We start from the raw sequence: 14,392 nt of genomic DNA on the forward strand, positions 1-14,392 counted from the left end.
GACGTGTACGCCGCCTTGGACGTGGGGAGCCGACCCGCCGACACGGTGGCGGTGGCGCAGACGTAGGCAGTGGCGTGGCCGGACACGCATCCTCTCCGCGAGGTCAAACCAACGTGGGAACGGGAGACCCCGCTCCGAACCGAACGGACGCGCAGAGCCCCGCTCGTGGAGATCGGTGCCCTTGTCGCAGTCTGGGCTCGGAGTGAGCGCAGACGCGTTTGCGGCCGTGTACAGGTCCAGGTCCTCAATCATGCAGGAGCTCGACGCCAACGAGCGCTAGATTGCAGGCACTGGGCATACGTACGGCTTCGACCAGACCAAAGGACCACGACTAGCAGTTTCACGCCTACTAAACGCAGGGCCGCTGCGAGCCCCCGGAGGGCCACACCGCTCCCTTCTGCAAAGGCCGACCGCGAGAAGGAGGTACGCGAGGCACACGGCCCCCTCACCGAGCAGCTACGGGGTGCCATCGCCAAGGGCGAGTGAAGGGCGGCCACCCTCTGCCGCCTTTGGGTCAGTACCGTGGTGGAGGCGCTCGCTGTCTCGGATCGCCCTGTCCAGTGCGCGACGTAGTCCGAGGTGCCGGCCCTTCTCGTACGCACGCGTGTACTCCGTGTCTCCGAGCAACCGACGAGCGTTCTCCAGAGCCCGCTCCCGGTGGGCAGTCAAGAGAGCGAAACCGAAAAGCCGAGGAGTGCCGGACGGCTGCCACACGCGGTCCACGGCTCCCAGCAGGACCGCCGCCGAGCGTGCGTCGCCGTAGGAGGAGAGAATCCAGGCGAGAGTCTCGCTGAGGGTTGCCTCTCCCAGGTGCTCGCCGATCGTTCTGGTGTGCTGGACGGCACGGCGAAGAAGCTGTTGGGTAATCTGCGGCTGCCCGGCTTCAGCATGGTGGACTGCGAGGGCCCACAGCAGGTAACACTGATGCCACGTGTTCCCTTGGGCCTCGGACATCGTCAGGGCCTGTTCGAGCAAGGTGAGAGAGCGGGTGCGCTCACCTTGGAGAACAGCGGAGAAGCCGAGTTGAGCGATGCACTGCTGCTGGGTCAGCATCGGCACGGACCAGTGCCCGGTTGCCAGAGAAGAGTTCGCATGCCGTGTCGCCGTTTCCGTGTCCCCGGCGACCAGTGCTGCCAAGCTCCGTAGTTGCAGAAACGCAGCGGTGAGTTCGGCCGGTGTGTCGGATTCGGCGGGCGCGTCGGCCAGGACCTGTTCGCTACGGTTGATCACATCGTGAGCGCTGTTGTGGTCTCCGTGGAGAAGCAGCAGAAACCCGGCCACCCATGCGGCTCGGCACCACGTGGTGGTGGTCTCGAAGGAGGGCGGTTGAGGGTGCCGTTGGAGGATCTGGCGCATCCACTGAGCTCCCTCACCTACATTGGCCGACGTCAGACAGTGCAGCCAGAAGCCGAGGGACGCGCGCAATACAGTTTCTGCACACTCGCCGGCCGGTGGCGGTGCCGTGACGATCTGCCGCAGGTTGAAATGCTCGGCGCGCAGACGACGCAACCACTCGGCCTGGTGAAAGGAGCCGTAAGCAGTTCCCGCTTGCGCGGCGAGTTCGAGGTACCAAGTGCGATGGCGGCGCAGAGCGAGCTGCGCCCGGCCGTTTTGTGTGAGGCGTTCCTGCCCGTACGCACGGACGGTCTCGAGCATGTGCAGGCGGGTGCGACCGTCTGTCTCGATGCTGGTGAGGAGTGACTTGTCCACGAGCCCGGACAGCGCTTCGAAAACATCATCGGTTGCGTCGGCATCAGGGTCTTCACCTGCTGTATATCCTCCGCAGAGTTGCTCAGCATCGGTGAGCAGCACACCGCCGAAACACAGCGACAGTTGCTGCCAGGCCGTTCGCTCGGCCTCGGTGCACAACTCGTAGCTCCAGTCGAAGAGTGCGCGCAGCGCCAGGTGGCGAGGGTGCGCTGTGCGGTCGCCCGCAGCGGGACCGAGCAGGCGGAACCTTTGGTCGAGTCGCTCAAGGAGCTCGTCGAGGGACAGGGTGCGCAGCCGTCGTGCAGCGAGCTCCAGGGCGAGGGGCAGGCCGTCCAGTCTCTGGCATACCCGAGCGACGGTGTGCGGGTCTGCCTCGCGGGCCCGGAACCCGGAGGCGGCAGCCTCTGCACGGTCCATGAAGAGGGTCATGGCGGGAGAGGCCAGAGAACACTCGTCCGTGGCACCTGTCTCGTGCACGTTTCCGTCCAGCAAGGTGGGCAGACTCAACGGTCGTACTTGGAGTACATGCTCGGCGCCGACATCGAGGGGCTGTCGACTGGTAGCGAGGATGCGCAACTCCGGCAAGCGCGTGAGCAAGTCACGGACCGTGCGAACGCATCCGTCCAGCACATGTTCACAATTGTCGAGCAGCAGGAGGACATTGCGGCCCCGCAGTGCTCCGACAAGTGCTGATATAGTCTCCTGCCTCGCCCCGGCAACCACGCCGAAGGCAGAGGCAACCGCCTCGGTGACGGCGCCGTCGCTGCTGAGATCGGCCAGCTCCGCACAGTACGTACCGTCCGCAAACCGCTCTGCCACCTCCTGGACGATTCGCCCGGCCAACCGAGTCTTACCCACTCCGCCGGTCCCGACCAGCGTGACCAGTCGGCATCGCTCCAGCAGGCGACCGCCGGCCGCAAGTTCACGTGAACGGCCCACGAAACTGGTGGTTTCACCATGGCCGAAGCCAAACGGGGTGTCGCGGGCTGGGTTCTCCTGCGTCGCCGACCTGTATACGGCACGTCGTACCTGCTCCCAGCGTTCGTCCCACGAGTGGGGATCCTCGCCGCAGGCGCGGACGTACGCGTGGAGTACCTCTCGGCTGGGCAGCCGCTGCCCGGCGGCTGCCTGCGACAGGGTACTGGGCGAGAAATGGGCCAAGTCGGCCATCGCTGAGTAGGTGAGTCCAGCTCTCTCGCGAAGTGAGCGCAGTCCCAGCGCGAGGCGTTCCAGCGGACCCGCCTCTGGATCGAGCGGCTGCTCTCGACGCCCCGGCCTGCCTGCCAACTCCGTCCACCTCTCCGGACATGCAGATTGATTGGTTGATTATGGCTGCTCATGCAGAGTGGCGAACAATCCGTGCCGTCTCCGATGCTCAAGGAAATCGGAACGGTGGTATCCAGGAGGTTGTAGTGATGGGCGTCGAAATTGCGGTCGGATACGTGTTCGCCTGGTTGGTGGCCAAGGGGCGCCGGGTGGCAGGTCGTGCTGATGCGGAGATCGACCGCGGCCTGGACTCCGGAATGGACCGACTGCACGACTTGGTCAGCCGCAAGCTCGGGCAAGACTCTGCGTTGGAACGTGCCCGTGAGGAGGCGGAGACTGGACAGACCGAGATCTCGGAGCGGACGCGACGGCGGCTGGTGGATTCGCTGACGGACGCGGCTGAGCGGGATGAGGCCTTTGCCGAGGCCTTGGAGAAGGTGATTGCGGATCTTGAGGCGGAAGCAGGCTCCGGCTCCGGGAGCGTATCCGCAACGAGTGGCGGTCTGGCCGTCGGAGGGAAAGTGGACGTCCGAGCTGAGGGCGGTTCGGTGGCCGCGCTGAGGATGGGGAATGTGACGCTCGGGTCGTCCCCAAACCCTCGTCAGCCGGGTTCGAACAAGGGCTGACCGTGCCCGGCGCTCCTGCAGACCATGACTCCGTACCGCATGCCCCTGCAGGCAACACAGCCATTACTGCCAATCGCGGCAGCATCGCTGCTGGCAGCATTGGGCAGCTCACTCACATCCGAAACAAGAAGACTATCAGCTTTTGGGGGATCGCAGCTGCGGTCCTGCTTGCCGGTGGTGGTGCCACGTACGGGATCATCGAAGCCAACTCGGCGTCCAGCGTCGGTGCGGCCGACGGCGAAGCCGGTGTGCGCGACACGTGGCAGGCGACGGCTACGGCCGTCCAACTGCGCAGTGGCGAGACCGTCTGCGCGCTGATGACCCCGGAGTTCCGTAAAGGGCTGGAAGACAGGGCGTCAGGGACGTGCGCCCAGTCGGTCGGTGAGGTGTTCGGCAGTACCGACGCCTCCACCCTTGAAGAAGTCCGCTCCAACCGCCTTGAGGAGGTAGTGGTCAAGGGGCAGTGGGCCGAGGTAGTCGAGTCGGTACCGGGAACGTCAGAGCCCAGCTATCGATACATGGAGCGGCTCAGCGACCGATGGCGCTGGTCGCAGCACTTCTTGTACGCCGAGTTCCATCCGGACAATTGCCCTGAGATCAATCAATACAACTGGTATGAGCAAGCTACCGAAGGGGATCAGAAGTGTTTTCGGGATTCGGTCTTCGGTTCCGATGCTTCCGGACCATGACTGACCCCCACGCCGCGCCCCGCGTCGGTCGGATCCGGCGCGGGGCGTGAAAGTCGGATCTGGGCAGCGCAGGAGCTGAGGTCGCTCCACGCGGTGGGGGAGAGGGGCGAGTTCGGGGCTCCGCTGGTCCTTGGAGTCCCGGACGTGATCGCCTGTGTGCCGTTCGCCACCTCGATGCAGGCGCCACCCTCGGAACCGCTGTAGCTGCTCTTGAACCAAGCCCGCTTTTTGGTGCTGCTCATAGCGCTCCTCGCAGTCGGATGAGTAACTTACGAGCTGGAAGCGGCAGTTTGCAGGCCCACGGGACGTCCCAGAGGCGTCGCCACCTCCCTTCCCACCTTGCATTGATGCAGGTCATCAGGGGAGTGACGACGCCTTTCCTGAAGGATCTCAGATATCCCGGAAAATCTCGATCTGCGCCCCGATCGAGTTCAGCCGCTCCGCGAGATCCTCGTACCCCCGGTTGATGACGTACACGTTGCGCAGCACCGACGTGCCCTCCGCCGCCATCATCGCCAGCAGGACGACCACGGCGGGGCGCAGGGCCGGCGGGCACATCATCTCGGCGGCGCGCCAGCGGGTGGGGCCCTCGACCAGGACGCGGTGGGGGTCCAGGAGCTGGAGGCGGCCGCCGAGGCGGTTGAGGTCGGTGAGGTAGATGGCGCGGTTGTCGTAGACCCAGTCGTGGATGAGGGTCTGGCCCTGGGCGGAGGCGGCGATGGCCGCGAAGAAGGGGACGTTGTCGATGTTCAGGCCCGGGAAGGGCATCGGGTGGATCTTGTCGATCGGCGCCTCCAGCTTCGACGGCCGGACGGTCAGGTCCACCAGGCGGGTGCGGCCGTTGTCCGCGAAGTACTCCGGCGTGCGGTCGTGGTCGAGGCCCATCTCCTCCAGGACCGCCAGCTCGATCTCCAGGAACTCGATGGGGACCCGGCGGACCGTCAGCTCCGACTCGGTGACCACGGCGGCGGCGAGCAGGCTCATCGCCTCGACCGGGTCCTCGGAGGGGGAGTAGTCCACGTCGGCGTCGATGACCGGCATGCCGTGGACGGTGAGGGTGGTGGTGCCGATGCCTTCGACGCGGACGCCCAGGGCTTCGAGGAAGAAGCAGAGGTCCTGGACCATGTAGTTGGAGGAGGCGTTGCGGATGACGGTGACGCCGTCGTGGCGGGCGGCGGCCAGGAGGGCGTTCTCCGTCACCGTGTCGCCGCGCTCGGTCAGGACGATGGGGCGGTCCGGGCGCACCGTGCGGTCGACCACCGCGTGGTAGTGGCCCTCGGTCGCGGCGACGTCCAGGCCGAAGCGGCGCAGCGCGATCATGTGCGGCTCGATGGTGCGGGTGCCGAGGTCGCAGCCGCCGGCGTAGGGCAGCCGGAAGCGGTCCATGCGGTGCAGCAGCGGGCCGAGGAACATGATGATGGAGCGGGTGCGGACGGCGGCCTCGGCGTCGATGGCCTCCATGTCCAGCTCGGACGGCGGCACGATCTCCAGGTCGGTGCCGTCGTTGATCCAGCGGGTGCGGACGCCGATGGAGTTCAGCACCTCCAGGAGGCGGTAGACCTCCTCGATGCGGGCGACCCGGCGCAGCACCGTGCGCCCCTTGTTGAGGAGCGAGGCGCACAGCAGCGCCACGCAGGCGTTCTTGCTGGTCTTGACGTCGATGGCACCGGAGAGGCGCCGGCCGCCGACCACACGCAGGTGCATCGGGCCCGAGTAGCCGAGGGAGACGATTTCGCTGTCCAGCGCTTCGCCGATACGGGCGATCATCTCAAGGCTGATGTTCTGGTTGCCGCGCTCGATGCGGTTGACGGCGCTCTGACTGGTGTTGAGCGCCTCCGCAAGCTGTGACTGGGTCCAGCCGCGGTGCTGCCGGGCGTCACGGATGAGCTTGCCGATGCGTACGAGGTAGTCGTCTGCCATGAGGTTGAGGCTATCTCAGATATGAGATGGCGCCTCTCGGGGGGTCCGTTCGAGTGACGGGGCATCAAGGGGGTCAACGACCGCCTCGGCGGCGCCTGCTGGTTGTCGTGCGGCGCCATCCGAAAGGTCCGGGCAAATCCATCGATGTCGTATGACGTCCGGTGCTGCTGTGTGTGTGACGCGGGCCGTTCCTGCTGCCGGTCGTGACGGACCACGAGCGTTTGTTGATGTTCAGCCGCACTCCGGGGAGGATCCGGAAGCTCTTGCGGAACGTGAGCGGCATCGTGCCTCCTTCCGAGTCGTGCCGGGCGCGAGCGCCCGGCACAAGTCGGATACCCCCGTCCGGCGTACTGATGGCCGCACGGGTCACCCGGGATGGGGTGCACGCCACACCGTGCCCGGACATGACCAGTCCGCCCCCATGTACTAGAGTTATCTCGACATCGAGATATCTGCCGAGGCGCACCGGAGCCGCACGCCGCTGCCGGTCTAACGGTAAGGGTTACCTAACTTAGCCTTCCTTAGCGGATTGGCCAGGGCGACGTGGCGGCAGGATGCGGTGGTACGCGCACATAAATGAAGGAGACTGTCGTGTCGGCGAACAGCTTCGACGCCCGCAGCACACTGCAGGTGGGCGACGAGTCGTACGAGATCTTCCGGCTGGACAAGGTCGAGGGCTCCGCGCGCCTTCCCTACAGCCTGAAGGTGCTGCTGGAGAACCTGCTCCGCACCGAGGACGGCGCGAACATCACCGCCGACCACATCCGCGCCCTCGGCGGCTGGGACTCGCAGGCCCAGCCGTCGCAGGAGATCCAGTTCACGCCGGCCCGCGTGATCATGCAGGACTTCACCGGCGTGCCCTGTGTCGTCGACCTCGCCACCATGCGCGAGGCCGTCAAGGAGCTCGGCGGCGACGCGAACAAGATCAACCCGCTCTCTCCGGCCGAGATGGTCATCGACCACTCCGTCATCGCCGACAAGTTCGGCACCAACGACGCCTTCAAGCAGAACGTCGACCTGGAGTACGGCCGCAACCGCGAGCGCTACCAGTTCCTGCGCTGGGGCCAGACCGCCTTCGACGACTTCAAGGTCGTCCCGCCCGGCACCGGCATCGTCCACCAGGTGAACATCGAGCACCTGGCCCGCGTCGTCATGACCCGTGACGGCAAGGCCTACCCCGACACCCTGGTCGGCACCGACTCGCACACCACCATGGTCAACGGCCTCGGCGTCCTCGGCTGGGGCGTCGGCGGCATCGAGGCCGAGGCCGCGATGCTCGGCCAGCCGGTCTCCATGCTGATCCCGCGCGTCGTCGGCTTCAAGCTGACCGGCGAGCTGACCCCCGGCACGACCGCCACCGACCTCGTGCTGACCATCACCGAGATGCTCCGCAAGCACGGCGTCGTCGGCAAGTTCGTCGAGTTCTACGGCGAGGGTGTGGCGGCCACGAGCCTCGCCAACCGCGCCACCATCGGCAACATGTCGCCGGAGTTCGGCTCCACCGCCGCCATCTTCCCGATCGACGGCGAGACGCTGAACTACATGCGCCTGACCGGCCGCTCCGAGCAGCAGGTCGCGCTGGTCGAGGCGTACGCCAAGGAGCAGGGCCTCTGGCTGGACCCGAAGGCCGAGCCGGACTTCTCCGAGAAGCTGGAACTCGACCTCGCCACGGTCGTGCCCTCCATCGCCGGCCCGAAGCGCCCGCAGGACCGCATCGTCCTCGCGAACGCCGCCCAGCAGTTCAAGCAGGACGTCCTCAACTACGTGGACGTGGTGGACGAGGCGGGCAAGGAGTCCTTCCCGGCCTCCGACTCCCCGGCCGTCGCCCCGAACGGCGCCCCGTCCAACCCGGTCCCGGTCACCGCCCCCGACGGCACCACCTACGAGCTGGACCACGGTGCGGTGACGGTCGCGGCCATCACCTCCTGCACCAACACCTCCAACCCGTACGTCATGGTCGCCGCCGCCCTGGTGGCCAAGAAGGCGGTCGAGAAGGGCCTGACCCGCAAGCCGTGGGTCAAGACCACCCTCGCCCCGGGCTCCAAGGTCGTCACCGACTACTTCGAGAAGGCGGGCCTGACCCCCTACCTCGACAAGGTCGGCTTCAACCTCGTCGGCTACGGCTGCACCACCTGCATCGGCAACTCCGGCCCGCTGCCGGACGAGGTCTCCAAGGCCGTCAACGACCACGACCTCGCCGTCACCTCGGTGCTCTCCGGCAACCGCAACTTCGAGGGCCGGATCAACCCCGACGTCAAGATGAACTACCTGGCGTCCCCCCCGCTGGTCGTCGCCTACGCGCTCGCGGGCTCCATGAAGGTGGACATCACCAAGGAGGCCCTGGGCACCGACCAGGACGGCAACCCGGTCTTCCTGAAGGACATCTGGCCCTCCGAGGCCGAGGTCAACGACGTCGTCGCCAACGCCATCGGCGAGGACATGTTCTCCAAGTCCTACAGCGACGTCTTCGCCGGCGACGCCCAGTGGCAGGCGCTGCCGATCCCGACCGGCGACACCTTCGAGTGGGACGGCGAGTCCACCTACGTCCGCAAGCCCCCGTACTTCGAGGGCATGGGCATGGAGCCGGCCCCGGTCGAGGACATCTCCGGTGCCCGCGTGCTCGCCAAGCTGGGCGACTCGGTGACGACCGACCACATCTCGCCCGCCGGCGCCATCAAGGCCGACACCCCGGCCGGCAAGTACCTCACGGAGCACGGCGTCGAGCGCCGCGACTTCAACAGCTACGGCTCGCGCCGCGGCAACCACGAGATCATGATCCGCGGCACGTTCGCCAACATCCGCCTGCGCAACCAGATCGCGCCGGGCACCGAGGGCGGCTACACCCGCGACTTCACCCAGGCCGACGGTCCGGTGTCGTTCATCTACGACGCCTCCCGCAACTACATCGAGCAGAACATCCCGCTCGTCGTCCTGGCCGGCAAGGAGTACGGCTCCGGCTCGTCCCGCGACTGGGCCGCCAAGGGCACCGCGCTCCTCGGCGTCAAGGCCGTCGTCGCCGAGTCCTACGAGCGCATCCACCGCTCGAACCTCATCGGCATGGGCGTCCTGCCGCTCCAGTTCCCGGAGGGCCAGTCGGCGTCCTCCCTCGGCCTGACCGGCGAGGAGTCCTTCTCCATCGCCGGCGTCACCGAGCTGAACGACGGCACCACCCCGCGCACGGTGAAGGTCACCACCGACACCGGTGTGGAGTTCGACGCGGTCGTCCGCATCGACACCCCCGGTGAGGCGGACTACTACCGCAACGGCGGCATCCTGCAGTACGTGCTGCGCAGCCTGATCCGCAAGTAGGCGGCACCGCACCGCGGTCGAGGGCCGCATCCCCGGTGACGGGGGTGCGGCCCTCGCCGTGTCACGTGCCGGGGCCGGGATGCCGGGTCAGGCGATCGCCGCGCCGGTGCCGCGGGCCGCGTCGATGTAGTCGGCGCGGCCGGAGCCGTCGTAGAGCGTGATGTCCACGTAGGCGCCGTCCGGGATGTTCAGGTCCTTCACCGTCAGGTCCACGGTGTCCGAGGTGCCGGGTGCCGAGAAGGTGCCCACGTTGTGGTACGAACCGCCGGACGAGTAGCCGACGGCCACGTAGAAGGTGTCGCCGTCGTTCTTGGTGTCGTAGATCCAGAGCTTCTCGTCGTTCGGGTGGAACTCGACCTTGCCCACGAACCAGCCCGCGTCGTTCAGTTCCATCTTGACGGCCAGCCCGCCCGCGTCGCGGGCGAAGTAGGTGCCGTCGAACGGGTCGGTGAGCGTGCCGCCGCTGCACGGGCAGCCGTCGGTGTCGCGGTAGTACGTGGAGACGCTGGGGTCGGGGCTGTACGCCTGGGCCGGGGCGGCCGTCGCGAACAGGGCCCCCGCGGCCAGCAGCGCGCCCGTGACCAGTCCCGTGAACCGTCTGCCGATGTCCGTCCGCACGTGTTCCCCCTCAGATAGACGCGCGATGCGCCGTCCGGCGGCCGCCGGAGGCCCGCGCCATTCTGGTGCATCGGTCACGCACGGGGAATGGGTCCTCACACGGGAGAGGCGGGTTCAGGCCACGCCCGAAGGCCCCGGCCCGAACCCGCCACTCCACTCTGCTCCGACGGGATCCGCCTACGCCAGCAGCTCCACCTCCGCCAGCGTGTGCTCACCGTCGAGCACCAGGCGGTACTTCTGGTACGTCCCCGGCGACTTCACCGAGAACGCCCGGGTCTGCCGGTCCCAGGCGAAGGATTCGCCCGAGCGCTCGTCCAGCGTCCGCCATGCCGTGCCGTCGGCCGAACCCTGGAGCTTCCAGCCCGCCGGGGCCTTCGCGCCGTCCGCCGGCGACGTCAGCGTGTACTGGACGGCCTTGGCGCCCTCGCCGGACACCGGCAGCTCCACCAACGTCACGGCCGCCTCGGTCGCCGACGTGTTGTCGAAGAGGGCACCCTCGCCCTCGGTCACGTCGGCGCGCGGGGTGGGCACCTCGTCGTCCTTGGTGATCGACACCGGAGCGGCGTTCTCGCCGGTGCCCCAGGACGACGGCCGCGGGCCCATGTCGAACTCCAGGACACCGCCCCTGGCGATCAGGTCGTGGGGGAGCGCGGTGGAGTTCCAGCGCTTGCCGTTGACCTTCAGGCCCTGCACGTAGATGTTCCGGTTGCTGTTCTTCGGCGCCTTGACGACCAGCTCGCGGCCGTTCTCCAGGTGCACGGTCGCCTTCTTGAACAGCGGGGAGCCGATGGCGTACTCGCCGCTGCCCATCACCAGCGGGTAGAAGCCGAGCGCGGAGAAGAGGAACCAGGCCGACTGCTCGCCGTTGTCCTCGTCGCCGTGGTAGCCCTGCCCGATGTCGCTGCCGGTGTAGAGGCGGGAGAGCACCTCGCGGACGTTCTTCTGCGTCTTGTACGGCTGCCCGGCCGCGTCGTACATGTACAGGGCGTGGTGCGCGACCTGGTTGGAGTGCCCGTACATGCCCATCCGGACGTCCCGCGCCTCGGTCATCTCGTGGATGACACCGCCGTAGGAGCCGACGAACTCCGGGGAGGCCGTCTCGGGCGTGGACAGGTACTCGTCGAGCTTGTCGGCCAGGCCCTCGCGGCCGCCGTACAGGTTGGCGAGGCCGCGGCTGTCCTGCGGGGCGGTGAAGGCGTAGCCCCAGCCGTTGGTCTCCGTGTAGTCGTAGCCCCACACACGCGGGTCGTACTTCTCGGAGTCCACGCGCCAGTTACCCGCGAGGTCCTTGCCCTGGAAGAAGCCGGCCTTCGCGTCGAACATGTTGACGTAGTCCTGGGCGCGGTTGAGGAAGTACGCCGACTCCTCCTTGTACCGCTTCTCGCCCGTCTGTGCGTATAGCTTCTCGGCCATCTTCGCGATGCCGTAGTCGTTGAGGTAGCCCTCCAGCGCCCACGACATGCCCTCGTGCGTCTCGGTGCTGGTGTAACCGAGGAACGGCGAGGTCTCCATGCCCTTGCGGCCCACGCCCGAGGACGGGGGCACGACGGTGGCGTTCTTGACGGCCGCGTCGTACGCCGCCTTCGCGTCGAAGTCGACGCCCTTGACGTAGGCGTCGGCGAACGCCACGTCCGAGGAGGTGCCGGTCATCAGGTCCGCGTAGCCCGGCGAGGACCAGCGGGAGGTCCAGCCGCCGTCCTTGTAGTGCTGCACGAAGCCGTCGACCAGCTCACCGGCCTTGGACGGGGTCAGGAAGGAGTACGCGGGCCAGGTGGTCCGGTACGTGTCCCAGAAGCCGTTGTTGACGTAGACCTTGCCGTCCACGATCTTGGCGCCGGTCTCCGTCGGGGTGTCCTCCTTGACCGCCTTGGAGAACGGGGAGGCGTACTTGTACGTGCCGTCGACCTTCTCGTGGCCCGCGTTCGGGTACAGGTACAGCCGGTAGAGGCTGGAGTACAGGGTGGTCAGCTGGTCCTGCGTGGCGCCCTCGACCTCGACCTTGCCGAGGATGCGGTCCCACTGCTTGCGGGCGTCGCGCTTGACCTTGTCGAAGGAGGCGCGCTTCGGGATCTCCTGGCGCAAGTTGTCCTTCGCCTGGTCGACGCTGATCAGCGAGGTCGCGATGCGCAGCGTCACGGTGCGGTCCTTGCCCGCGTCGAAGCGCAGGTGGCCCTTGACGCCGCTGGAGTCGCCGCCGGTGACCTTGGAGTCGAACTCGCCGTAGACGAAGAGGCGGGTGGCGCCCGTGGAGAGCCCGGACTTGACGTCCGAGTAGCCGTGGAAGGTGCCGTTCTCCTCGTCCAGGGTCAGGCCGGCCTGGTCCTCGACGTTGTCGAAGATCACGCTCGCGTCGTCACCCGGGTAGGTGAAGCGCATCATCGCCGCGTGGTCGGTCGGCGCCATCTCGGCCTTCAGGCCGTTCTCGAAGCGCACGCCGTAGTAGTACGGCCTGGCCGTCTCGTTCTCGTGCCGGAAGGCCAGCTCGCGCTGCTCCCGGCCGGTGTCCGGGGTGCCGGCGGCGGCGGACGGCATCACCTGGAAGGTCTGCCGGTCGCCCATCCAGGGGCTCGGCTCGTGGCTCGCGCTGAACGCCTGGAGGGTGGGCAGGTTGTCCGCGTTGTTGCCGCGCGCGTAGTCGTACAGCCAGCTCAGCGACCCGGCGTTGGTCACCGGGACCCAGAAGTTGAAGCCGTGCGGCACGGCGGTCGCCGGGATGTTGTTGCCCCGCGAGAAGCTGCCGCTGGAGTTGGTGCCGCGGGTGGTGAGCGCGTAGTCGGACAGGTGGGCCTTGGGCCGCTCGGGCTTCGCTCGCTCGATCTCCACGTCGTCCAGCCAGCCCCGGAACTTCGCCGGGCCCTTGGGGGAGTCGTACGCCACCAGGATCCGGTCGACGGTCTTGCCGGCCGCGACCGACCCGATCCCGGACTTCACGCTGTTCCACTGGTTGACGTAGAGGATCTTGGCGTCGCCCTGACCGCGCGGCGTCAGCGGGAACCCGTGCTGGTCGGTGGCCTTGAGGTCGCTCAGGTAGGTGCCGTCGGTGAAGGCGAGGTCGACGGAGACGTTCGTGGCGTCGTAGTCGAGGTCGCCGTCCGCCATCGACGGGAAGATCTTGTAGCTGAGCTCGGTGCGGCGCTCGACCCTCACATTGACGTCGAAGACCTTGTTGTACGAGTACGCCCGGCCGTCCGCGGTGTGCCGGCCCGCGTACTTGAGGGCGCGCGTGCCGGTGAAGCCGGCGCCCGCCTTCGCCGTCGGCGAGCCGGTCGGGCCGCGGTCCACGTGGGAGAGCATGTCCTCGGGGACGGGCGTCTCGGTGTCGGCGGTGGCCAGCTGCACGTCCGCGAGCTGGAGGATGTCCCCGCCGTTGTTCTTGGTGATCTCCAGTCGGAAGTGCCGGTACTCGGCCGGTCCGTCCAGTTCGTAGGTCTTCGTCTCGAAGCGCTCGCCGAAGGATTCGCCCGAGCGGCTGTCCAGGGTCTGCCAGGTCTCGCCGTCCGCCGACCCCTTGAGCGTCCAGTCGGCGGGATCGCGCTCGTCGTGGTCGTTGGCCGAGGTGAGGGCGTACTTGGCGATCTTCGCCGGCTCGTCCAGGTCGAACTCGACCCAGCCGGTCCTCTCGAACGCCAGCCACTTGGTGGTGGGCTCACCGTCGACGAGGTTCTCCTTCACCTCCCCGCCGCCCGTGTTCTCGGCGCTCGCGCGCACCTCGGTGACGCGGTCGGTGACGTTGCCCGGTATGCCGGTGCGGTAGCCGCCGTCCACGCCCGAGGAGCGCTTCTTCCCGCCCGGCCCCGTGTCCACCGTGTCGAGCCAGTCTGGAACCGGGTCGTCCGCCTCGAACGAGGACGCGAACTCCCGGTCGGTCTTCGCGGGCGCGGCGGGCAGTGCGACCGCCGCCCCCTGTGAACCCACCGCCACGGCGAAGGCGGTCGTCAACACGACCGCCGGACCCCATCTGTGCCGAACTCTGTACCGCATGCCCGGACCACCCTCCCAGCGCCTGGGGACAACGTTGTCAATTCATCTGCGCAAGGACCAGTAGGGGTCAAGTGGCAAGTGATGTCAAGGGTGTTGGATGGGGCGTTCGGGGCTTATGCCGGGGATTCTTCCGGCAAGTGGCACACACCCCACTCATATTTCCGGGAGGTCTCAACTCGGAAAAGACGTACCGCCAACCTTGCATTCGATCTTGCTCAGCTGGCGTGAAGTGGACTATACCTGTCGGCATTCCGGGGCATCTTCACCGCACCC

The 14,392-nt window shown here is 67.4% G+C and carries 9 protein-coding genes; 3 read left to right on the top strand and 6 right to left on the bottom strand.

Features of this window, described 5'->3' with window-relative positions; all coding sequences use genetic code 11:
• Positions 1 to 456: 456 nt before the first annotated feature.
• The gene (locus tag KUM03_RS05590; protein ID WP_217245873.1) at positions 457 to 2,997 is read right to left on the bottom strand and encodes a helix-turn-helix domain-containing protein; all 2,541 of its coding nucleotides are present in this window, start codon (positions 2,995 to 2,997) and stop codon (positions 457 to 459) included.
• Positions 2,998 to 3,125: 128 nt separating this feature from the next.
• Between KUM03_RS05590 and KUM03_RS05595 the strand changes: the two genes are divergently transcribed.
• Positions 3,126 to 3,602 (top strand): hypothetical protein, encoded by a 477-nt coding sequence (locus KUM03_RS05595; RefSeq protein WP_217245874.1) that lies wholly within the window; start codon positions 3,126 to 3,128, stop codon positions 3,600 to 3,602.
• Positions 3,603 to 3,604: 2 nt separating this feature from the next.
• Entirely contained in the window at positions 3,605 to 4,291 is a 687-nt protein-coding gene (locus KUM03_RS05600) for a hypothetical protein (protein WP_217245875.1), read from the top strand.
• On the opposite strand, the gene KUM03_RS05605 is transcribed toward KUM03_RS05600, so the two are convergent.
• From KUM03_RS05605 to KUM03_RS05615, 3 genes are all read right to left on the bottom strand, one after another.
• Positions 4,240 to 4,533 carry a DUF397 domain-containing protein gene (locus tag KUM03_RS05605; protein WP_217245876.1) on the bottom strand — a complete coding sequence of 98 codons (294 nt, stop codon included), beginning with the start codon at positions 4,531 to 4,533 and terminating at the stop codon, positions 4,240 to 4,242. The two genes, KUM03_RS05600 and KUM03_RS05605, sit on opposite strands and share 52 nt — an antisense overlap.
• A gap of 148 nt (positions 4,534 to 4,681) precedes the next feature.
• The gene (locus tag KUM03_RS05610; RefSeq protein WP_217245877.1) at positions 4,682 to 6,211 is read right to left on the bottom strand and encodes a UDP-N-acetylglucosamine 1-carboxyvinyltransferase; all 1,530 of its coding nucleotides are present in this window, start codon (positions 6,209 to 6,211) and stop codon (positions 4,682 to 4,684) included.
• Positions 6,212 to 6,284: 73 nt separating this feature from the next.
• Positions 6,285 to 6,494 carry a DUF4236 domain-containing protein gene (locus tag KUM03_RS05615; protein WP_217245878.1) on the bottom strand — a complete coding sequence of 70 codons (210 nt, stop codon included), beginning with the start codon at positions 6,492 to 6,494 and terminating at the stop codon, positions 6,285 to 6,287.
• 308 nt (positions 6,495 to 6,802) lie between these two features.
• Between KUM03_RS05615 and acnA the strand changes: the two genes are divergently transcribed.
• Positions 6,803 to 9,520, top strand: coding sequence for an aconitate hydratase AcnA (gene acnA, locus KUM03_RS05620; RefSeq protein WP_308406257.1), 2,718 nt, complete (start codon positions 6,803 to 6,805; stop codon positions 9,518 to 9,520).
• A gap of 87 nt (positions 9,521 to 9,607) precedes the next feature.
• Here acnA and KUM03_RS05625 read toward each other — a convergent pair whose 3' ends face one another.
• Together KUM03_RS05625 and KUM03_RS05630 are read right to left on the bottom strand one after the other, a co-directional pair.
• Positions 9,608 to 10,138: a hypothetical protein gene (locus KUM03_RS05625; RefSeq protein ID WP_217245880.1), complete on the bottom strand. Its 531-nt coding sequence runs from the start codon at positions 10,136 to 10,138 to the stop codon at positions 9,608 to 9,610.
• A 177-nt stretch (positions 10,139 to 10,315) separates the two neighbouring features.
• Positions 10,316 to 14,119 (bottom strand): GH92 family glycosyl hydrolase, encoded by a 3,804-nt coding sequence (locus KUM03_RS05630; RefSeq protein WP_217245881.1) that lies wholly within the window; start codon positions 14,117 to 14,119, stop codon positions 10,316 to 10,318.
• Between the last annotated feature and the right edge of the window lie 273 nt (positions 14,120 to 14,392).

The sequence above is a fragment of the Streptomyces sp. AC602_WCS936 genome, from assembly GCF_019049125.1.
GTDB lineage: Bacteria > Actinomycetota > Actinomycetes > Streptomycetales > Streptomycetaceae > Streptomyces.

What these genes read in the sequence shown, in the direction of transcription:
- KUM03_RS05595 (WP_217245874.1), top strand. Translation starts at nt 3,126, where the DNA reads ATGGGCGTCGAAATTGCGGTCGGATACGTGTTCGCCTGGTTGGTGGCC.
- KUM03_RS05605 (WP_217245876.1), bottom strand. Translation starts at nt 4,533, where the DNA reads ATGAGCAGCACCAAAAAGCGGGCTTGGTTCAAGAGCAGCTACAGCGGT.
- KUM03_RS05610 (WP_217245877.1), bottom strand. Translation starts at nt 6,211, where the DNA reads ATGGCAGACGACTACCTCGTACGCATCGGCAAGCTCATCCGTGACGCC.
- KUM03_RS05615 (WP_217245878.1), bottom strand. Translation starts at nt 6,494, where the DNA reads ATGCCGCTCACGTTCCGCAAGAGCTTCCGGATCCTCCCCGGAGTGCGG.
- KUM03_RS05630 (WP_217245881.1), bottom strand. Translation starts at nt 14,119, where the DNA reads ATGCGGTACAGAGTTCGGCACAGATGGGGTCCGGCGGTCGTGTTGACG.